The 19,547-nt window shown below is 59.8% G+C and carries 20 protein-coding genes and 1 riboswitch; of the genes, 5 read left to right on the forward strand and 15 right to left on the reverse strand.

Annotated elements, in window-relative coordinates:
- Nucleotides 1-3: 3 nt before the first annotated feature.
- The 8 genes from rplR to yqeB form a co-directional block, all read right to left on the reverse strand.
- The gene (gene rplR, locus DW171_RS01415; RefSeq protein WP_118270231.1) at nt 4-372 is read right to left on the reverse strand and encodes a 50S ribosomal protein L18; all 369 of its coding nucleotides are present in this window, start codon (nt 370-372) and stop codon (nt 4-6) included.
- 75 nt (nt 373-447) lie between these two features.
- The gene (gene rplF / locus DW171_RS01420) at nt 448-984 is read right to left on the reverse strand and encodes a 50S ribosomal protein L6 (protein ID WP_118270232.1); all 537 of its coding nucleotides are present in this window, start codon (nt 982-984) and stop codon (nt 448-450) included.
- 33 nt (nt 985-1,017) lie between these two features.
- Complete coding sequence (gene rpsH / locus DW171_RS01425) at nt 1,018-1,416, reverse strand: 30S ribosomal protein S8 (protein WP_006235262.1); 399 nt, start codon at nt 1,414-1,416, stop codon at nt 1,018-1,020.
- 119 nt (nt 1,417-1,535) lie between these two features.
- Nucleotides 1,536-1,721, reverse strand: a complete 186-nt coding sequence (locus DW171_RS01430) for a type Z 30S ribosomal protein S14 (protein WP_022094280.1) — start codon at nt 1,719-1,721, stop codon at nt 1,536-1,538.
- 79 nt (nt 1,722-1,800) lie between these two features.
- Nucleotides 1,801-2,358, reverse strand: a complete 558-nt coding sequence (gene rplE, locus DW171_RS01435) for a 50S ribosomal protein L5 (protein ID WP_006235260.1) — start codon at nt 2,356-2,358, stop codon at nt 1,801-1,803.
- Between the two features lie 321 nt (nt 2,359-2,679).
- A complete protein-coding gene (locus tag DW171_RS01440) occupies nt 2,680-3,993 on the reverse strand; it encodes a uracil-xanthine permease family protein (protein ID WP_158570993.1) in 1,314 nt (437 codons plus the stop codon).
- A 200-nt stretch (nt 3,994-4,193) separates the two neighbouring features.
- Nucleotides 4,194-5,237 (reverse strand): XdhC family protein, encoded by a 1,044-nt coding sequence (locus DW171_RS01445; protein WP_118270234.1) that lies wholly within the window; start codon nt 5,235-5,237, stop codon nt 4,194-4,196.
- A gap of 9 nt (nt 5,238-5,246) precedes the next feature.
- Nucleotides 5,247-6,041: a selenium-dependent molybdenum cofactor biosynthesis protein YqeB gene (yqeB, locus tag DW171_RS01450; RefSeq protein ID WP_118270235.1), complete on the reverse strand. Its 795-nt coding sequence runs from the start codon at nt 6,039-6,041 to the stop codon at nt 5,247-5,249.
- A 102-nt stretch (nt 6,042-6,143) separates the two neighbouring features.
- On the opposite strand from yqeB, the gene yqeC reads away from it, so the two are divergent.
- Nucleotides 6,144-6,878: a selenium cofactor biosynthesis protein YqeC gene (gene yqeC / locus DW171_RS01455; RefSeq protein WP_118270236.1), complete on the forward strand. Its 735-nt coding sequence runs from the start codon at nt 6,144-6,146 to the stop codon at nt 6,876-6,878.
- Nucleotides 6,879-6,996: 118 nt separating this feature from the next.
- On the opposite strand, the gene hydA is transcribed toward yqeC, so the two are convergent.
- From hydA to dpaL, 5 genes are all read right to left on the reverse strand, one after another.
- A complete protein-coding gene (gene hydA, locus DW171_RS01460) occupies nt 6,997-8,364 on the reverse strand; it encodes a dihydropyrimidinase (RefSeq protein WP_118270237.1) in 1,368 nt (455 codons plus the stop codon).
- Nucleotides 8,365-8,373: 9 nt separating this feature from the next.
- Nucleotides 8,374-8,988 carry a nucleotidyltransferase family protein gene (locus DW171_RS01465; RefSeq protein ID WP_158570994.1) on the reverse strand — a complete coding sequence of 205 codons (615 nt, stop codon included), beginning with the start codon at nt 8,986-8,988 and terminating at the stop codon, nt 8,374-8,376.
- A gap of 151 nt (nt 8,989-9,139) precedes the next feature.
- Nucleotides 9,140-10,342, reverse strand: coding sequence for a knotted carbamoyltransferase YgeW (ygeW, locus tag DW171_RS01470; protein WP_055252229.1), 1,203 nt, complete (start codon nt 10,340-10,342; stop codon nt 9,140-9,142).
- A 201-nt stretch (nt 10,343-10,543) separates the two neighbouring features.
- Entirely contained in the window at nt 10,544-11,929 is a 1,386-nt protein-coding gene (locus DW171_RS01475; protein ID WP_099432046.1) for a YgeY family selenium metabolism-linked hydrolase, read from the reverse strand.
- 72 nt (nt 11,930-12,001) lie between these two features.
- Nucleotides 12,002-13,216 carry a diaminopropionate ammonia-lyase gene (gene dpaL, locus DW171_RS01480; RefSeq protein WP_118270239.1) on the reverse strand — a complete coding sequence of 405 codons (1,215 nt, stop codon included), beginning with the start codon at nt 13,214-13,216 and terminating at the stop codon, nt 12,002-12,004.
- A 277-nt stretch (nt 13,217-13,493) separates the two neighbouring features.
- On the opposite strand from dpaL, the gene DW171_RS01485 reads away from it, so the two are divergent.
- Entirely contained in the window at nt 13,494-14,147 is a 654-nt protein-coding gene (locus DW171_RS01485) for a transcriptional regulator (RefSeq protein ID WP_118270240.1), read from the forward strand.
- Nucleotides 14,148-14,270: 123 nt separating this feature from the next.
- On the forward strand, nt 14,271-15,257 hold the full coding sequence (locus DW171_RS10125) for a hypothetical protein (protein WP_158570995.1): 987 nt from the start codon (nt 14,271-14,273) through the stop codon (nt 15,255-15,257).
- A 37-nt stretch (nt 15,258-15,294) separates the two neighbouring features.
- On the opposite strand, the gene DW171_RS01500 is transcribed toward DW171_RS10125, so the two are convergent.
- On the reverse strand, nt 15,295-16,617 hold the full coding sequence (locus tag DW171_RS01500) for an ATP-binding protein (RefSeq protein WP_118270243.1): 1,323 nt from the start codon (nt 16,615-16,617) through the stop codon (nt 15,295-15,297).
- A 269-nt stretch (nt 16,618-16,886) separates the two neighbouring features.
- Nucleotides 16,887-16,977: riboswitch (SAM riboswitch) on the forward strand.
- Nucleotides 16,978-16,985: 8 nt separating this feature from the next.
- Between DW171_RS01500 and DW171_RS01505 the strand changes: the two genes are divergently transcribed.
- Both DW171_RS01505 and xerA read left to right on the forward strand, forming a co-directional pair.
- Nucleotides 16,986-17,519, forward strand: coding sequence for a hypothetical protein (locus DW171_RS01505; RefSeq protein WP_118270244.1), 534 nt, complete (start codon nt 16,986-16,988; stop codon nt 17,517-17,519).
- 421 nt (nt 17,520-17,940) lie between these two features.
- Nucleotides 17,941-18,924 (forward strand): site-specific tyrosine recombinase/integron integrase, encoded by a 984-nt coding sequence (xerA, locus tag DW171_RS01510; RefSeq protein ID WP_118256648.1) that lies wholly within the window; start codon nt 17,941-17,943, stop codon nt 18,922-18,924.
- Here the strand turns inward: xerA and DW171_RS10415 are convergent.
- Nucleotides 18,893-19,444 carry a restriction endonuclease subunit S gene (locus tag DW171_RS10415; RefSeq protein WP_118270245.1) on the reverse strand — a complete coding sequence of 184 codons (552 nt, stop codon included), beginning with the start codon at nt 19,442-19,444 and terminating at the stop codon, nt 18,893-18,895. The two genes, xerA and DW171_RS10415, sit on opposite strands and share 32 nt — an antisense overlap.
- Between the last annotated feature and the right edge of the window lie 103 nt (nt 19,445-19,547).

The following is a 19,547-nucleotide window of genomic DNA, read 5'->3' on the forward strand; positions in this document are numbered from 1 at the left end:
CTCCTAGAACTCGAGACCGGCGGCACGAGCACCGTCGGCGAGGGCCTTTACGCGGCCATGGTAGATACGGCCACCGCGATCGAAGGCGACCTTGGTGATGCCGGCCTCGATGGCGCGCTTGCCAACGAGCTGACCGACCTTCTCCGCAGCCTCCTTGTTCGAGGTGTGGGTGCCCTTGAACTCGGCCTCGAGGGTCGAGGCGGAGACGAGCGTCAGGCTGGAGCCCTTGCTGTCGTCGATGATCTGGGCATAGATGTTGGCGTTAGTACGGGTCACGCGAAGACGCGGACGCTCGGCGGTACCCGAGATCTTGCCGCGAACACGACGCTGACGACGCTTGAGGCCTTCCAGCTTCGCCTTATGCTTGTTCATACGTAAACTCCTAAAAAGGTTGATCTTGCCAGCACCTGACGGGGTGCTGGTCTTATGCGAGTGAGTCGGTTACGACTACTTGGCGGCCTTACCCAGCTTGCGGCGGATGTGCTCGCCAACGTAGTGGATACCCTTGCCCTTGTAAGGCTCGGGAGGACGATGGCCGCGGATCTCAGCGGCGATCTGACCGACCTGCTGCTTGTTGATACCCTTGACGTTCACGTGGGTGTTGTCGGGAACCTCGAAGGTGATGCCCTCGGGAGCCTCGACGATCACGGGGTGCGAGAAGCCCAGGGAGAACTCGAGGTTCTTGCCCTTCTGCTGCACGCGGTAACCGACGCCGGCGAGCTCGAGCTTCTTCTCGAAGCCCTCGGAAACGCCAACAACCATATTGTGGATGAGGGCGCGGGTGAGGCCGTGGCGGGCACGGGTCTCACGCTCGTCGTCGGGACGGGAAACGGTGAGGACGTTGTCCTCGACGTTGATAGCGAGCTTCTCATAGACATCGAGCTCGAGCTGGCCCTTGGGGCCCTTGACGGCAACGTTGTTGCCGTTGACTGCCACTTCGACTCCGGCGGGAATCTGGACAGGCTTATTACCGATACGAGACACGGTGATCTCCTTTCCTTCTACCTACCGAGCGAATTACCAGACGTAAGCGATGATCTCGCCGCCGACGTTGTGCTTGCGAGCATCGCGGTCGGTCATGACGCCATGGCTGGTGGAAATAATGGCGGTACCAAGGCCACCGCGAACGCGGGGCATGTCGGCAACGCCGGTGTACTTACGCAGGCCCGGCTTGGAAATGCGGCGGATGCCGTTGATGACCTTGGCCTTCTTGGGACCATACTTAAGCGTGATGTGCAGAGTCTTCTGGGGAACGGTGTCCTCGACATCGTAGCCCTCGATGTAGCCCTCCTCGTGCAGAACACGAGCGATCTCGACGAGCTTCTTGCTGCTCGGCATGGAGACCGTGGCCTTGTTCACAGAGTTAGCGTTACGGATGCGCGTAAGCATATCTGCGATCGGGTCTGTAAGGTTCATACAGATTCTCCTTCGTTCTTGATGAACACGTGCTCTTGGTTCTTCGCCGCCCTTAACGGCAAAGCCTAACTAGCGCGTTTTCCCTGTTCCAAACGGATGCTTGAAACGCTGGTAGTGACTTACCAGCTGGCCTTCTTAACGCCGGGAAGCTCGCCCTTGAGTGCAAGCTCGCGGAAGCAGACACGGCACAGGCCGAACTTGCGGTACACAGAGTGCGGACGGCCGCAGCGCTGGCAGCGCGTGTACTCACGAGTAGAGAACTTCTGCTTGCGATTGCACTTGACGATCATCGATGTCTTAGCCACTTATATCCTCCTCACATAGAGTATTGTTCGCCCCAAGCGCCGCCCCCTTGTGGGAACGGCGCTTATAGGGCAGGTGAACCTATTTCTTGAACGGGAAACCGAAGGCGTCCAGAAGGGCCTTGGCCTCCTCATCGGTGTTGGCGGTGGTCACGAAAGTGATGTCCATACCACGCTGGTGATCGACGGAATCGAAGTCGATCTCGGGGAAGATGAGCTGCTCGGTGACGCCCATGGAGAAGTTACCACGGCCGTCGAAGCTCTTGGCGGAGATGCCGCGGAAGTCGCGGATACGAGGGATCGCGACGGAGGTCAGACGATCGAAGAACTCCCACATACGGTCGCCACGCAGGGTAACCTTGCAGCCGATCGGCATACCAGCGCGCAGGCGGAAGGTAGCGATGGACTTGCGGGCACGGGTGATCATCGGCTGCTGGCCGGTGATGGCGCGCAGGTCGCGCACGGCACCGTCGATGGCCTTGGAATCGGTAGCGGCCTCGCCGACACCCATGTTCACGACGATCTTCTCAAACTTGGGGATCATCATGACGTTCTCGTACTGGAACTTGTCCTGAAGCTGCTGCTTGACCTCGTTGTTGTACTTGGTCTTCAGACGCGGCACATACTTCTCTTCTGCCATTGTTCACTCCTTCTTGGGGTTTTAAGCACGGGGCGTGGCCACGGTGGGTTGTCCTCGTGCCTCCTGGCTGCATCCGCGCCGCTCATGGCATTTCGCGGTTTGGACTCGACGCAGCAGGAGCCGACAAAACAATCGGTACTATACGCGCATCGGGAGCGTATTTCCAGAAAAACCTCGTCTGCCTGCACAACTCCACAACTCCCCCGCACAAATTGATCCCTAGAGGACGGAGGAAAATGGCAGTTGCGGTGAAATAGAGACTGTTTGATGGCTTAACAAGCTTAAACAGTCCGTATTACACCGCAACTCATATATGGGGCGTTATTTTTGGCGCGGGAGAACCAGGTTGAGGATCACAGCAACGAGCGCGGCGACGGCAATGGAGGATCCGCCAAAGACGGTGCCGACCCATGTGGGGAATCCAGCGCCGGCAAGCGCGCCGGCCGTGCGCTCAATGCCCGTGCCAAAGGCGATGGAGAGGCCCATGAGCGTGGTATCGCGCTGAGACAGGCCGTGGCGGGCAAACATGACCACACCGTTCATGCCGATGGTTGCGAACACGCCGATCGTAGCGCCGCCGATTACCGGCTGCGGAATGGACGTGAGCACTGCCGCGCACTTGGGCAGCAGGCCCGCGATGAGCAAGATGGCGGCGGCAAGCGTAAAGACCATGCGGTTGACGACCTTGTTCTCGGCGATAATGCCCACATTCTGGCCAAAGGTTGCCGTGGGGACGCCGCCCAAAAAGCCCGACAGCATACCGACCAGGCCGTTGGCGATCAGGCCACCCGAGATCTGGCTATCGGTCGCAGGGGTATCGAGCGCGGCGGACGACACGGCGGCAAACTCACCCATGACCTGTACTGCGTTGACAATGGCGACAACGCCCACAACGGCGCACGCGGCCGGGTCGAACACCAGGCGATGGGCGCCCAGGGCCGGCGGGGCGAACCAGCTGGCGGTCGCGATGGCCGAGAAATCGACCATGCCCAACACCGCAGCAAAAACAAAGCCCGCGCAGATACCAGCCAGGATGCTGCCCAGCCTAAGCGCGCCCTTGCCGTAGTTGCCAGCCATAAAGGTGACGACGAACGTCACAAGTGCGACGGCCCAGTTGGTGACACTGCCAAAATCGGCCGCGCCCTCCCCGCCCGCCATGGAGGCAACTGCCACTGGGCATAGCGACAGGCCAATGACAAAGATGACGGTGCCAAGCACCGGGGCCGGAAACAGAAAACTCACGCGCCTAAACAGTAGGCCGAAGAGCGCGACGAGCGCGCCGCCGATTACCTGGGCGCCCAGCACGGCCTCAAAACCAAGCTCAAGACCGACTGCCTTGAGCGCCGGCACGAAGGTAAAGCTCGCACCCATCACAATGGGCAGGCCCGAACCGACGACACCTTTTATGGGGAACTGTTGAAGGAAAATGTCGAGCGCCGAGAGGACGAGCGACGCCTGGATGACGGAGGCCTCCTCCTGAGGGGTAAAGCCGCAGACCGACGCAATGATGATGGCGGGCGTGACGATGCCCGCGAACGCCGCCAGCACATGTTGCAATGCATGGGGCAATACCTGCACAAACGATACTTTTTCCGTTCGCTCGAACAGGGCATCCCCTGCTGCCGACTCTGCCATTTGCGCCTCCCATACCCTAGGCAGCGGCCCCATGCCGCTCAACGGTCGGACATTATAGGGCATATGGCACAGGTAGCATTTTGGCCCGCAATCCTGCATCCCCGGGGTCAAACAGCAGTTGCGGTGAAATAGTTCCTGGCTGACCGCCCGTCAGGCTTATCTAGGAACTATTTCACCGCAACTCATATATGGGGATGCGACTAGCGCTTGCGGGGGACGAGCTTGGTGCGGCGCAGGTGGATCATCTCGGCGGCGATGGAGATAGCGATCTCCTCGGGGTCCTCGGCCTCGATGGCGACTCCGATCGGCAGGTGCAGCTCGCCGATTTGCTCCTGCGTAAAGCCCTCCTGCTCCAGGCGGGCACGCACAAAGGCCGTCTTACGGCGCGAGCCCAAGCAGCCCAGATAGGCGGGTTTGGCGCGCATGGCCTGAATCACCACGTCGATATCGGACTTGTGGCCTGCTGTGGCAACGACCACCAGGTCGCGCGGGCCGATGGGGCACTGCTCGCTCAGGTTCTTGTAGTCGACCAGACGACGGTCGTAGACACCGGGCACCCATTCGGGGGTCAGCGTGCCGGGGCGGTCGTCGCAGGCCACGACGGCAAAACCCGCCGCCGTGAGCACCCGCGCCGTCGCAGCGCCCACGTGGCCGCAGCCAAAGATATAAGTCAGGCCCTCGGGGCAGAGCGTCTCGACGTGCGCCACGGGAATCTCGGAGGCCGCGTTGGTGTAGCTGACCTTACTCCCCTCCTCCACCAGCGAAAGCCCGGGGCAGCCCGCAATGGTGCGGCGCGATTCCTCGCCATGGTACTCGGCCACATCGCCCTCGAGCGCGCTCGCGACAAACGGCTCAAAGTCGATGACGAAGTCGCCGATGCGCCGATAGGCCAAGACGTCGGCAATTTCCTGGAACAACGGTGCCTGAGTCGCATCCAGATGCAGGTAGCACAGGCATATGGCTCCGCCGCAGATCATGCCGGTATCGGAGTTCTCGCCGCCCATGGTGTAGCGGACCAGACGCGACTGTCCCGCGCTCAGGAGCTCGCGCGCCTCATCCAGCGCAAAGAGTTCAATCTTGCCACCGCCGATAGTGCCCGCCTGGCTGCCATCGGCAAAGACGGCCATCCAGGCGCCCACGCCGCGCGGCGACGACCCCGCCGTACCGGCCACGACCACGAGCTCGCACGTCTCGCCAGCACGCAGGGCGGCAAGCGCCGCATTCACAACATCGAGCTTTTCCATTGCCGCCTTCTATCCTCTAAAGACACCGGTGAGCATAGCGAGCGCCTCGAGCACGCCGCCGCCAACCGACATCGCCTTGTCCGAAATGTAGTTGATATAGCTGGCATCGCCGCGCGGGTCGACGTCGGCACATTTAAAGCCCTCGGTCACCTGAACGCCGTCGGCCAAAAGGCCGCGCAAGCAGCCATCGATCTGCGTATACATGGGCGTATCGCCCGCGTAGCCAATCACGTCTCCGGCGCTCACGATGTCGCCGATTGCGCGGTCGGACCGAAACACGCCGGCGGCGGGGCTATGGATAACGCGCTCCTTGCCATAGCCGCCGATCAAGCCCGGCACACCCGTGTTGGGCTGGGGCGAACCTTGGGTAATGACACGTCCGAGAAAATGCCCGCGCATGGTCTCGACCACGACGTCGCAGTCAACCGGCGCGGTAAAGCCCGGCCCCACGGCGATGACGGCAGGCGCCATGTCGCGCGTAGTGCCCAGGTTGCGCTTGGCCAAAATCGCGTCGACCACAGCCGCGGGTTTAAGCTCATCGAGCATCTTGGCCTGAGGGTCCACCACGACGGCAACATCCCCCGCTTGGGTAATCTCGAGCGCCTCTGCCGGCGTCTGCGCCAAGCGAGCGCGAATGCCCTCGACCTGGACCTCGCCCAGGCGAATGGCCTCGCAAAAACTGATTGTGCGACGGATGCACGTGGGAACCGCGATATCGGCCATAACGACCGACACGCCGGCGCGCACCAAGCGAGCGGCGACGCCCGTGGCGATATCGCCGGCGCCGCGAACATAAACGAGCATTCCTGGGGCACCTCCCTGTGCTACGGTTTGAGCAGAGCAAAAGCGGTTCGACCGCCACTCTGATGATTATTTATTATCACAATATTATACGGCGGTGAACAGATGGAAACGGTTAGTGGCAATCTTGCCTCGGCGCTCAGGATCGAGCCGGGCATTACCGCGATTATCGGCAGCGGCGGCAAGTCGACCTTGCTCAAGACGCTCGGCCTTGAGCTTATGCGCGCTGGCGGCCGCGTGCTCCTCTGCACCACCACGCACATGTTTCCCGTCGCCGGCGTGCCATGGGACGGGTCGATCCGTCGCCTGGACGCCGCGCCTTGGAAGCCGGGGGCCCTGCATGTTCCCGGCTGCACCTGCGAGGCCTGCGCGGGACTTGTCCGCGGAAGCATCTGTCAGGCAGGTGTTTTGGACCCGGAGACAGGCAAGCTCTCCGCCCCCGCTGAGCCGCTCAACGAGCTGGCGCAGCGCTTTGACTATGTGTTGGGCGAAGCAGATGGCAGCAAGCGACTCCCGCTCAAGGCGCACGCCGCCTGGGAGCCGGTAATTCCCGCCGCCACGGCAAACGTTGTCTGGATCGTCGGCGCCTCGGGGCTGGGCAAGCCCGTCGCCAAGGTTGTCCACCGCCCCGAGCTCTTCTGCGAGCGGTGCGGCTGCGAGCTCACCGACATCGCCACGGCCGAGCGCGTCGCCCAGGTGCTCAATGCCGAGATGCAGGCGCTGGGACTCTGCACCGCACGCGTCATGCTCAACCAAGTCGACACGCTCAGCGACCCCACGATGGCCGGCCGCTTCGAGACAGCTCTCGACCGCCCCATCGTCGCCACCAACCTCAAGTAGCCGGCGCTGCCCCACCAGACCTATAAGTTGCGGTGGAATAGTTCCTGAAACGGCCTATTTGGCGGCTAAACAGGAACTATTTCACCGCAACTGCGGAGGGGACACGACATCTTTGCTGCTAGCGGGGGACGTAGCGGCCGGGCTGGGCTCCGGTGGGCTCGCCGTCGCGCGCAGCCAGTACGCCGTTCACAAACACGGCCTTGGCGCGGCCGTGCGCCTCAAGGCCCTCGAGCGGCGTGTAGTCCACAGCCTGATGCTGCGTCGCCGCGCGAATGGTCCAGCGCGCCTTGGGATCCCACACGCACACGTCGGCATCGGCACCCTCGGCAAGACAGCCCTTGCGCGGATACATGCCAAAGACGCGCGCCGGGTTCTCGCTCATCAGGCGGCACAAATCCTCGGGGCCCAGCTGTCCCTCAAAGCTCGTGGCGATCGCGACGGGGCGATGCTCCACACCGGGTCCGCCGTTGGGAATCGCGCGGAAGTCGTCGCGCCCGCGGTCCTTTTGCCCGTGCAGATTAAAGCTGCAGTGGTCGGTGGCGATGGTATCGATCTCGCCGGCCACAAGCGCCTCGCGTAGAGCCGCACGGTCGCCGGCATGGCGCAGCGGCGGACTCATCACATACTTGGCACCCGCAAAGCCGTCCTCCCCCTGCTCCAGATAGCAGGTATCGTCGAGCATCAGATATTGAGGGCAGGTCTCGACATAGATATTCTTCTGCCCGCGCGCCTTGGCAGCGCGAATGGTCTCGAGCCCCAGCTTGGTCGAAAGGTGCACCACGTTGACCGGGGCGTCCCCGGCCAAGTGCGCCAGATACAGCAGACGGCTCACTGCCTCAGCCTCGCACACATCCGGACGGCTGAGCGCATGGCCCTCGGGCCCGTGGATACCCTGCTCAAACACGCGCTTCTGCAGCTCATTCACCAGCGTACCGTTCTCGCAATGCACGCACAGTATGCCGCCAATACGCTTGAGCTCCTCGAGCACCTCGAGTGTCTCGGCATCGTCCAGGCGCAGGTGGTCGTAGGCAAAGTAGGTCTTAAACGACGAAACGCCCGCCTCGCGCATGGCCGAAAGATCGGCGCGGTTGCGCTCGTTCCACTCGGCGAGTGCCATATGAAAAGCATAGTTAGCCGTGCAGGTTCCATCGGCACGCCGGTGCCACTCGGCCAAGGCATCGGGCATGGTCACGCCGCGATCGGCCGTCGCGTAGTCCACGATGGTCGTCGTACCGCCGCAGGCAGCCGCACGCGTACCGGTCTCAAAGCTATCGGCCGTCCAATCCATGCCAGTCCAGCACTGCATGTGCGTGTGGCCGTCGATAAAGCCGGGGAACACCCAACAGTCGGTGGCGTCCTGGACAGTATCGCCCTCGCCCGGCTCGATTGCCGCGGCAATCCGCACAATCTTGTCGCCCTCCATGGCAAGGTCGGCGCGACGAAGCCCCTGTGGCGTCACGAGCGCGCCGTTTTTGATGATGATCATAATTGCTCCTTATTGATTGATGCAGTTTGCCACGTGATCAAAATACGAGCAGGCGGCGATATGCTCCGTTATGCGCCGCTGTCCCTTGGCGGTATCGACATCCCACAACTCGTACGCACGCGCCTCGACCAGCGCAACGTCGACGCGACCTTTGAGGATCGAACCGCCGCCGTCCTTGCCCTCAAGACACATAAGCGCATCGAACAGTTCCGCCGGAAAGAGCACCGGGCTCGAAGGCTCGCCGTTGCACGCAAGACGCACCGGATGCTTGCGGCCACGCTCGTCAAATGCACGAACCATAGCCTCAAAAGAATCCGAACTCACAAGTGGCTGGTCGCCCGGCAAAAAGAGGCAACCTTTCCAGTTGCGATCGACCCCCCACGAAAGGCCCGCACGGACGCTTTCGCTGCGCAGCTCGGCATCGTGCAGCACGCACGGGCAATGCCTGTCCTCGCAAATCTGGGCGACCTCGGGCCAACGCGTCGAAACCACAACGTCAAAGCCCCGGGGGACCGAATCGATAGTCCGGGCAATCAGCGGCTTGCCATAGATATCGGCAAGCATCTTGTTAGAGCCAAACCGCTTGCCCTCGCCCGAAGCCATAATGACGCAACCAAGTTTCATGGCGATACCTCCCCTGAAACCATCGTACCCATAACTCGCGCCGCGGGGCATCTGCATCGAAAGCGCTTATCCCGCACGCCCACGATGCAAAAAGGGGGCACCCCGCCGGTTGGCAGAGTGCCCCCTTTACATGGCTTACCTCAGCCCGGCTCTAGGCCTGGAACCAACGGGCGGTGTTGCGCTCGTCGAGGGCCTTGAGGGTAGCGGCGGGATCGGCAACCTTCTGCAGGAACATCATGGCTGCGATGGCGTACGGCTTGTAGCTGGCCTCCTTGTACATGCCCACACGATGCATGTCGAAGACGTCGGCGTTGACCTCACCGTGCTCGCAGGAGACACCGGAGATGTCGGCGGGCAGCGGATGCATAAAGATGGTGTCCTGGCCGTTGGCGGTCTTCTCCATGAGCTCGGTCGTGGAGCACCAGTCCTGATGGGTGGCGTTCTGGGCGAGCAGCTCCTTCTCGAGCGCTGCGATGCCGGCGTCGTCGCCCTCGGCGTACAGGTTGGTACGCTTCTCCATGGCGGCAAACGGAGCCCAGCTCTTGGGGATCACGATGTCGGCGCCCTCGAAGGCCTCGGCCATGGTGTTGACCTGCTTAAAGGTGGTGCCGGACTCGGCGGCGTAGCCCTTAGCGCGCTCGACGACTTCGGGCATGAGGTCGTAGCCCTCGGGGTGGGCCAGGGTGACGTCCATGCCAAAACGGGGCAGCAGGCTGATCAGCGACTGCGGGCAGGACAGCGGCTTGCCGTAAGAGGGCGAATAGGCCCAGGTGACGGCAACCTTCTTGCCCTTGAGGTTCTCGAGGCCGCCAAACTCGTTGATGAGGTAGAGCATGTCGGCAGAGGACTGCGTGGGGTGATCGGAGTCGGACTGCAGGGAGATGAGCGTGGGACGGTGATCCAGAACGCCGTCCTCGTAAGCCTGCTGGACGGACTCGGAGACCTCGGCCATGTAGGCGTCGCCCTTGCCGATGTACATGTCGTCGCGGATGCCGATGACGTCGGCCATGAAGGAGATCATGGTAGCGGTCTCGCGGACGGTCTCGCCGTGAGCGATCTGGGACTTCTTCTCGTCCAGGTCCTGCAGCTCAAGGCCGAGCAGGTTGGCTGCCTTAGAGAAGGAGAAGCGCGTACGGGTGGAGTTGTCGCGGAACAGGGAGACGGCCAGACCCGAATCGAAGATCTTGGACGAAACGTTGTTCTCGCGCAGCTCGCGCAGGGCGTCGGCGACGATGTAGAGCGCCTTGAGCTCATCGGTGGTCTTATCCCAGGTGTGCAGGAAGTCGCTGCCGTACATGCCCTTAAAATCGAGGCCGTTCAGCTGCTCGACGAGCTCGGTAAACTTGGCGTCCATGTAAATGTCCTTTCCAAAGATGAAACGATCGCAATGAGTAGATGTGCTCCGGCATGCGCGTGTGGCTAGAACATGCAGAGCACTATGACGAGGACCCGCTACCGTTGAGGAAGCATGGGAGATAACGACCGCGGGCCCCAAGTCAACAGGGGGTGCCGGGGACACGAGCTGTCCCCGGCTCAACAAGATCGAGGAATGGGACTAATCGATCTTGTTGTTGGTCAGACCGGCGCGGAACACGGTGGCGTCGCCATCGGCCTGGCTCGGATCGTAGAGGTTCAGGGCAGCCACATACATGGCGGCAGCGGTGACCAGGTCGTCCTTGTAGGTGACCTCGTTGGGAGCGTGAGCCTGAGACTCGGCACCCGGGCCGAAGCCGACGCAGGGGATGCCATAGCGGCCCTGGATGGAAACGCAGTTCGTGGAGAAGGTCCACTTGTCGCACAGCGGACGACCGGTGCGCTTGTCCATGCTGGGCTCGCAGCCGATGCGCTCGTCACCGAACATGGCCTTGTGGGCGTCGACGAGGGCCTTGACGTGCGGAGCGGTCTCCTTGTTGATCCACGTGGGGAAGTAAGCCTCGGTCTCGTAAACCTCGCCGGTCCAGGACGGACGGTCGTACATGTACATGGAGACCTTCACGTCGTCGCCGTACTTCTTGGCGGCCGGCAGGTTGCGAATCTCGTCCAGGCAGGACTCCCAGGTCTCACCGGCGGTCATGCGACGGTCGATGGAGATGGCACAGGAGTCGGCCACGGCGCAACGGCTGGGGCTGGTGTAGAAGATCTGGCTGACGGTGCAGGTGCCGCGGCCCAGGAAGCGGGCATCCTCGAAGTGCTCGGGGTTGTACTTAGGGTCGAGCATCTTGACGAGGCCCTTGATGTCGGTCGACTCGTCGCAGCCGTTGTTGTTGAGGGCGCGGACGTCGGCGATGATGTCGGCCATCTTGTAGATGGCGTTGTCGCCGCGGTCGGGAGCGGAACCGTGGCAGGAGGTGCCGTGAACGTCGACGCGGATCTCCATGCGGCCGCGGTGACCGCGATAGATGCCGCCGTCGGTGGGCTCGGTGGAAATGACGAACTCGGGCTTAATGCCGTCCTTGTTGTAGATGTACTGCCAGCACATGCCGTCGCAGTCCTCTTCCTGGACGGTGCCGACGACCATGATCTTGTAGCCCTCGGGGATGAGGCCCATGTCCTTCATCATCTTGGCAGCATAGGTAGCAGAAGCCATGCCACCCTCCTGGTCGGAGCCGCCGCGGCCGTAGATGATCTCGTCGGTCTCGTAGCCCTCATAGGGATCGGCATCCCAGTTCTCGATGTTGCCGATGCCGACGGTGTCGATGTGGGAGTCGATGGCGATGATCTTGTCGCCCTCGCCCATAAAGCCCATGACGTTGCCCAGGCCGTCGACCTTGACCTCGTCATAGCCAAGGCTCTCCATCTCGGCCTTGATGCAAGCGACAACCTCACCCTCCTCGCAAGACTCAGAGGGGTGGGAGATCATAGCGCGCAGGAAGCGAGTCATATCAGCACGATGGGACTCAGCAGCAGCCTTGATAGCGTCGAAATCGAGTTCTTTAGTCATTGTTCATAACCTTTCAAACGAAGGAATCTACCTGTGAGGTGGCGGAGCGATACCTATTTACTCCGCCCAGTATTAGCAAGTGGGGTATTCGCCCTCCCAGACGATGCGACGGTACTGATCCGGATCGGTGTCGCCCTCGGTGGAGAAGCAGAGCACGGAGCTCGTCTTGTCCAGGCCGATGAGCTCCTTGAGCTCGGCGTACTCGGGATCGAGCATGAGGGTCTCGACCAGGCCGGTGGTCACAGCGCCGGACTCGCCGGAGATGACGCGCGGGTCGCCCTTCTCGGGAGCACCCAGGGTGCGCATGCCGCGAGCGGTAACCCAGTCGGGGCAGGACACGAACGCGGTGGTGTGGTTGCGCAGGATATCCCAGCCCAGGATGTTGGGCTCGCCGCAGCACAGGCCGGCCATGATGGAGGGCATGTCGCCGTCCACGATGCGCGGGTCGCCGTCGCCGGCGGCAGCGCCCTTGTACAGGCAGGCGGCAGGCGCGCACTCGACCACGACGAAGGTGGGCGGGTTATCGGGATACAGGTTGGTGAAGTAGCCCACCACGGCGCCAGCCAGCGAGCCCACGCCAGCCTGGACAAAGACGTGCGTCGGGCGGTTGATGGCCATCTCGCGCAGCTGCTCGGCAGCCTCGGAAGCCATGGTGCCGTAGCCCTCCATGATCCAAGACGGGATCTTCTCGTAGCCCTCCCAGGCGGTGTCCTGAACGATAACGCCGCGCTCGCAGGCATCGGCCTCGGCGGCGGCCATGCGCACGCACTCGTCGTAGTTGACCTCTTCGATGGTCACCGTGGCGCCCTCGGCGGCGATGTTGTCAAAGCGGGGCTTGGTGGAACCCTTGGGCATGTGCACGACGGCCTTCTGGCCCAGCTTGTTGGCAGCCCATGCCACGCCGCGGCCATGGTTGCCGTCGGTGGCGGTAAAGAAGGTAGCCTGGCCAAAGTCCTCGGCCAGCTGATCGGAGGTCAGGTAGTCGAAGGTGCACTCGGCAACGTCCTTGCCGGTCTCGTCGGCAATGTAGTTGGCCATGGCAAACGATCCGCCCAGAACCTTAAAGGCGTTGAGGCCAAAGCGATAGCTCTCGTCCTTAACGCACAGGTTGGACAGACCCAAGCGCGCGGCCTGGCCATCCAGGCGGGCAAGCGGAGTGACGGTGTACTGGGGGAACGACTGGTGGAAGGCACGGGCCTTCTTCACGTGGTCGAGGCTCATGATTCCCAAGTGCATGTCATCGCTCTTGGGCATCGTGTTGCCCGCCCACTGGATCTTATCGGCCATACGGTGAACTCCTTAAGTCCTCTCTTGCCGGCCCCCGCATACGCGTTTCAGCCCACTCCCATTCATGCGACTGAACTTTTATGTGGATGCCAAACAAAAAGTTTGTTAGCACTGTTCTATCACACTTTTTGATTGGCAAACCTAACAAATTGTTTGTTGCCGTAATCGGTACCTTTTCGCCGCCGAACGGTCACATAACGCAGCAACGCTTTCGTTATTTGCGAACAAGTGTGGTTTATGGCAAAGTGTGCCCAAACTAATTTTTAGGAAGGCACCCATGACCCCCGCACAGATTGAGTTTTACAAGCGCCTTGCACACGGTCTGGCGCTCCAATTTGGCCCCAACTGCGAAGTCGTCGTCCACGATCTGGAGACCGAGGACGTGGACCACTCCATCGTAGTGATCGAAAATGGCCACGTCAGCGGGCGCAAACTGGGTGACGGCCCCAGCCATATCGTGTTTGAGTCCATGCACGAGGGCACCGCCGACGTACACGACCGCGAGCCGTACCTCACTAAAACCACCGATGGCAAGCTGCTCAAGTCCTCGACCATCTTTATCCGCAACGACGAAGGCAAGCCCGTCGGCATTTTGGGCATCAACTTTGACATTACGCTTATGAAGGCATTTGAGCGCTCGCTCGACGCCTTTACCGGCACCGGCGGCACGGGCTACACCGAGCCCGAGCCCATTACCAAGAACATCGGCGACCTGCTCGAGGACCTGCTGCACGAGTGCGAGCAGTTTGTGGGCAAGCCCGCGGCGCTCATGACCAAAGATGAGCGCATTCGCGCCATTGGCTACCTCGACCGTCGCGGCGCCTTCCTCATTTCCAAGTCGAGCGAGCGCGCCTGCGAGTTCTTTGGCATCTCCAAGTACAGCTTCTATAGCTACCTCAATGAGGCCAAGGCGGCGGCCGACGACAAGTAGGCACTCGCCTGGATTGTCCCTCCCCTTTTGGGCGCGAGTTCTGGAAAGCATGAATCCAAGACCGAGCCGCTTGGGAAGTTCCATATAATCGATGTCATTAGTATTTCGAAAGGGTGGAACAGAATGGCGTTGAGCAAGGCATCATGCACCGGTCGCGGATTGATTCCGGCAATTGGTGGACATGTGCACCGCATGTTCGATGAGAGTGAAGACGACCTGTTTTCGCTGAGCCTTGACGACGTGATGGATGATCGCCCGTGGACCGCCGACGAACTCATGGGCGGCGGGGCTCGCCCGTCAAGCCCCAATCCCGCACTTGCGCCTAAGCCCGCATCTGCGCCGACTCCTGCGCAGCCGCCTGTTTCGACGCCCGCGTCTACGCCCGCACCCATTTCGGCGCCCACACCCGCTCCCCGCCCCGCAAGCGACCCGTCCGAGACGGCGGCGTTTCTCGCTGCGGCGACGCGGAGCAAATCGGCCGACAGCACCGTTATGTACAGCGCCCAGCAGTTGCCCGTTCCTGCGGCACGCAAGTCTCCGGTCACAAGGCTCGATGAGCCCGTTGCCCATCAGGTTGCCTACGATTCCTGGGCTGCAGCCGATCTGGATGAGACCTCTACCGGCATGCCGGCGCTCGACGTTCCAGTTAACCCGCTTTTTGCCGCCAACACGAGCGCCGCGGACTATGAGGGCGGTGCGGCATATTCCGATTATTCCGATGGCTATGCTGACGCCGGTCGCATCGAGACCGAGGATTATGGCACCGCATCGAGCGATTATCTTAACGATCCGTACGCTGCCACGCCTGCACCGGAATATGACCCGGAGGCCGCGTCCGCACCGGCGTATACCAAAAGCACGGGCGAAGAGCGCTTCGCCGATTATTACGCCGAGGAAAAGGCGCTGCGTTTCTCGGAATTTCCGCAGGCAGTCAAGGTTGCCTTTATCGCCATTGTCATTGCCCTGCTCGGTGTCATTGCGTTTGAGGGATTCCGGCTGTTCTCCGGCCCCACCCAAGCGGAGTCGGAGACCCAGCAAAAAGAGGACGATAACGAGTATCTGGACATCAACACCCTCAAGGGCGACCCCAACGACGGGGACGATGAGTAGCGAGGGTTAAGGGAGGGCCGGAAGAGCCAGCGGCATGTTACGGCTCCAAAAGCCCTGCCATAAAGATGGGCAGATACAGCACGTCACCATCGCGGTGAAGATTACATTCCGCAAGTACCAGGGCGCGATCGATTCCGTAGCCCTTCGTCGCGAGCGCGTTGTCGAGCGCCGCATGGGACTTAAAGCTCTTGCCCGACTTGACCTCGATGGCAAGGACCTCCCCATCGAGCGTCTCCTCCACAAAATCGAGCTCGCCGACTTTTTTAGACGTAAAGTAGCGCAATCTGAATCCGTGGGCTTTGAGCTCTTGGGCAACGAAGCCCTCAAACGCCGCCCCCATGTTCATGCCAAAGGCGTCTTCCGCCTCCCCATCAAAAACGCCTTGGGCGACCCTTTTGGAATACGACGACATGAGCATTCCGGTGTCCAAGTAAAACAGCTTGAACAGATTTCGTTGCTCCCCCAATAAAAGGGGTGCCACGGGCGCCGTTACGTTATACACGGGAAGCGCGACACCCGCCTCCGATAGCCAGAGAAAATGATCTGTCACCTGCGAAAAACGTTTGACACCGTTAATCGATGACAGTTTGAATCGCTTGTTTTTGGAGCCGGCCTCGCTGGGAATCAGATCATAGATATCGCGAATAACCAAGCGTAGCTCGGGCGGAGCGTACTTTGCGATGTCATCGCGATACAGGGCGTGAAGATCGCGATGGATGTTTCGAACCTCGTCGACATTGCGCGTCGCCAAGAAGGAATTGACCGCGTCGGGCATGCCCCCCACCACCACATACTGATGGAACAGATTGAGCAAGCGGTCATACAGATAGCCGGGGAGCTCCTTTTCGTCCTTTAGACAACCCCTGAGCATGTCAAACGCTCCGGCAGCAACGCCGCTTGCCCAGCAGAACTCCTCAAAGTCGAGCGGGTACATCTGGACCTGCTCGACATACCCCACCGGCAGGGAATCGATGCCCTCGAGCTCAACGCCAAGGAGCGATCCGGTAAGGATGTATCGAAAGTCGCCGCGCTGGACCAGGTATTTGATAAACGTCACTACGTTGGGGCATCGCTGCACCTCGTCGATAACCACAACGGTCTTGTTCGCAACCATCGGCTGCGTTGCAGCAATAGACATGCGCATAAGCAGGTCATCCGCGCTTTTTGCCGCCAAAAACGAATCGCGCACGGACGCGTCGGCGATAAGGTCGAACGTCACGACATTTTCGAACGATTCGCTTGCAAAGATGTTGACCAAATATGACTTTCCTACCTGTCGGGCGCCCTTGACCAAAAGAGCCTTGTTAGGCGACGAGGCAAGCCAGGATTCAAACTGTGCTTTTGCTTTTCTTTGCAGCATAAGCGTACCCCTTATTACGTGCTGTTTTAGCACTATGATACACTTTTCCGTGGTTGCTAGGTGCTCATTTCGACACTTTTTCGAGATTTTGAAGTGTGTATTACGACACTTTTCCGTACTTTTACACGGGATATTTCGACACTTTTTCGGATTTAAGCCTAACAGCAGCCGGCGAAATCAAGCGCCGTCTGCACATCATTTCGCAGGCGGCGCTTGATTTGTGTCCGCGCACGCTGATAGACTCCATCGTGCCCGCAAGGAGCGGGCGCGTTTTATCCAGAGTCGGGGTAGAGAGTTGGCTCCACGATCCCGACGCCAACCGGCCAAGAGGCACGGTGGCCCTGCCAACATCGATGAAAGGAGTCCGTATGGACAATTTCTCTGTGCGCAGCGAGCGCAACTTCCACAACCTGGCAGCCAAACCAAAACGAATACATCTTCTGGACAAGCCGAGCGGCTACGCCTCGTCCATGGTCAAGAGCAGCCTCTCCCACCAGATGCGCTTTACGGTACAGAAGCTCGAGGAGGAGCTCTGCGTTGCTGGCAATTCGCATGTGTTGCAGATTAAGCTTCTTGGAGATGACTCGCGTGAGCCGTCCAGCTGGAAGCTCTTCGCCGACGGCGCGTGCGTTGCGGACGGATCCGGCGCCTTTGTTATGGATGCTATCGACCAGGGCATGATACAAGCCTGTAAGACATGGGGAGATCACGACGCATTTGCCGACATCGCAGAGGCAATCGTTCTAAGCAAAGCTGCATTTGATATCAAGGAGCGCGCTTATCAGATGCTTTCATATATCGCATGGACAGTTGGTCGGTTCCACGCCCAGCACCTGATCGAGGGCATGGTCGCCGCCGGGGTAGACCCGATGCTGGAAGATCTTCTCAGCGCTCCCGCGTAGATTAATCGAGCGCTCTATCGACAAAGATGCATCTACCATAACGGCATGGGGCGTGCTCGCCTTGTACCGACCCCAACCAATCCCGTCGGCGCGACTGCAGTCTCAAACAACCACCGGCACCATCCATCCGCACACGAGAGGCGATGGGCACAGGCGAACCCCTCAACCTCGCTATTCGTAAACTTCATCAGTGTTTCCACATCCCCATCAAAAGAATCCGAAAGACATCCCCCGTTAATAAAACGCTTCTGAACATCTCACTCTGCAGGCAAAGCCGCACCGGAGTGATGCGGAGGTCTGCGCGGGGTTTCACGGGTTCCCTTGACGCGGCCCAGCGGAAGTGCCACCCGGCATCCCTTCCATAACGCACGGGTAAACAAAGGGAAATAGCGCCACCCACCGTGCAAGGAAGGACGCCACCATGGATCTCACGAAAACGGCTAGAGAAATTACCCGTCTCATGCTCCCCTACCTGACCACGCAGCAGAACCGCCAGCTCAAAAAGGTTTTATCGCACTGCCTTTTCGATGAAAGCCAATTAGCTGAAGACTGCGGCGACGGTGAAAGCGAATCATTCCTGGATCTTTTTCTGTCTGCAAAACGCCTCGAAGGCTGCTCGGATAGGACCATCTCCTACTACGAAACCACCATCAATAAAATGCTTGAATCATTCGATACACCAGCTTGCGACCTGGGAACCGAAGAGATTAGGTCCTATCTTTCCGACTATCAGCAAAAAGCCGGCGTCAGTCGCGTCACCGTCGACAATGTCCGAAGAATCATCTCAAGCTTCTACTCATGGCTCGAAGACGAGGACCATATCATTAAGAGCCCGGTTAGACGCATTAAAAGAGTCAAGGCTCCGCAACCCATAAAGGAAACGTATAGCGATGAAGTCGTTGAGATTCTTTGCGATAACTGCGGGTCGCCCCGAAACCTTGCCCTGATCGACCTGTTGCGCTCCACGGGCATGCGTGTGGGCGAACTTGTCTCGTTGGACAGGAGCTCCATCGACACCATCAATCGTGAGTGCATCGTACACGGCAAGGGAAATAAGGACCGCATCGTATATTTTGACGCAAAGACTAAAGTCCATATTGAGAATTACCTGTCAACCCGAATGGACAGCTCGGAAGCACTCTTCGTATCGAGCAAGGCGCCACACGAGAGGCTACAAATTGGCGGCGTCGAGGCGCTGCTTAGAAAACTGGGGCGCGAGCTTGATTTAGGAAGGGTCCACCCTCATAAGTTCAGAAGAACGCTTGCTACAAAGGCAATCGACAAAGGAATGCCCATCGAACAAGTCCAGGTGCTCCTTGGCCATAAAAAAATAGACACCACATTAAGGTACGCGATGGTCGACCAGCGCAACGTCAAAGCATCCCACCGCAGGTACCTAACTTAAATTTCGATTTGTCGACCTGGGCGACGAAGTCAGCGAACTCCTGCTGGAGGGAAAACGGGGGAACCGGGACCTTCATTTCCTTGAAACTCTTCAAAGTTACGGTTCGTTGGGCGGCGCCTTTTGCGCACCGATCCATATATCTTTGTGCGTCCTCAGAAAGTAAGGCAGCGTGTAGATAATTGCTGTCGATCAAATCATGCCGAGGCTTTAGGTATGCGATATGGCGCTGAAAACAAAATGGCCTATCGTCTTCGACAATCGCAGGATGGCCAAACGAGCCCACGGCAGAAACAAGGACATCACCGACCTCAATCGGAGTTCGACGGATAAGCTGCTCATGGTCTTCTACGGAAATGAACTTATTCGTATCGTAGTTAACAGTATCTGAGGTGATATTGCTGACAAAAAGAAACGGGATTCCCCTGTCAACGAACTTCGGGGGCTGGTGCGTTCCATCAGTAATAATTGAACACACATCCTTGAGAGGCTTCAAGTCCGTGCTATTCAGACGTCCGAACATCTCGACAAATTGTGATTTACAGGCGCAGGATGTCTGAATGGTCGGCGATGCTCAGCTCATTTACCTCGGCAAATATGACGGTATAATCACAAGAGCTGTAATT

The organism is Collinsella sp. AM15-2 (genome assembly GCF_003471985.1).
Lineage (GTDB): Bacteria > Actinomycetota > Coriobacteriia > Coriobacteriales > Coriobacteriaceae > Collinsella.

Excerpts from the sequence above, each read along its gene's own strand:
- rplR (WP_118270231.1), bottom strand. The coding sequence starts at position 372 with ATGAACAAGCATAAGGCGAAGCTGGAAGGCCTCAAGCGTCGTCAGCGT.
- rpsH (WP_006235262.1), bottom strand. The coding sequence starts at position 1,416 with ATGAACCTTACAGACCCGATCGCAGATATGCTTACGCGCATCCGTAAC.
- rplE (WP_006235260.1), bottom strand. The coding sequence starts at position 2,358 with ATGGCAGAAGAGAAGTATGTGCCGCGTCTGAAGACCAAGTACAACAAC.
- DW171_RS01440 (WP_158570993.1), bottom strand. The coding sequence starts at position 3,993 with ATGGCAGAGTCGGCAGCAGGGGATGCCCTGTTCGAGCGAACGGAAAAA.
- DW171_RS01445 (WP_118270234.1), bottom strand. The coding sequence starts at position 5,237 with ATGGAAAAGCTCGATGTTGTGAATGCGGCGCTTGCCGCCCTGCGTGCT.
- yqeB (WP_118270235.1), bottom strand. The coding sequence starts at position 6,041 with ATGCTCGTTTATGTTCGCGGCGCCGGCGATATCGCCACGGGCGTCGCC.
- yqeC (WP_118270236.1), top strand. The coding sequence starts at position 6,144 with ATGGAAACGGTTAGTGGCAATCTTGCCTCGGCGCTCAGGATCGAGCCG.
- hydA (WP_118270237.1), bottom strand. The coding sequence starts at position 8,364 with ATGATCATCATCAAAAACGGCGCGCTCGTGACGCCACAGGGGCTTCGT.
- DW171_RS01465 (WP_158570994.1), bottom strand. The coding sequence starts at position 8,988 with ATGAAACTTGGTTGCGTCATTATGGCTTCGGGCGAGGGCAAGCGGTTT.
- ygeW (WP_055252229.1), bottom strand. The coding sequence starts at position 10,342 with ATGGACGCCAAGTTTACCGAGCTCGTCGAGCAGCTGAACGGCCTCGAT.
- DW171_RS01475 (WP_099432046.1), bottom strand. The coding sequence starts at position 11,929 with ATGACTAAAGAACTCGATTTCGACGCTATCAAGGCTGCTGCTGAGTCC.
- dpaL (WP_118270239.1), bottom strand. The coding sequence starts at position 13,216 with ATGGCCGATAAGATCCAGTGGGCGGGCAACACGATGCCCAAGAGCGAT.
- DW171_RS01485 (WP_118270240.1), top strand. The coding sequence starts at position 13,494 with ATGACCCCCGCACAGATTGAGTTTTACAAGCGCCTTGCACACGGTCTG.
- DW171_RS10125 (WP_158570995.1), top strand. The coding sequence starts at position 14,271 with ATGGCGTTGAGCAAGGCATCATGCACCGGTCGCGGATTGATTCCGGCA.
- DW171_RS01500 (WP_118270243.1), bottom strand. The coding sequence starts at position 16,617 with ATGCTGCAAAGAAAAGCAAAAGCACAGTTTGAATCCTGGCTTGCCTCG.
- DW171_RS01505 (WP_118270244.1), top strand. The coding sequence starts at position 16,986 with ATGGACAATTTCTCTGTGCGCAGCGAGCGCAACTTCCACAACCTGGCA.
- xerA (WP_118256648.1), top strand. The coding sequence starts at position 17,941 with ATGGATCTCACGAAAACGGCTAGAGAAATTACCCGTCTCATGCTCCCC.
- DW171_RS10415 (WP_118270245.1), bottom strand. The coding sequence starts at position 19,444 with ATGTTCGGACGTCTGAATAGCACGGACTTGAAGCCTCTCAAGGATGTG.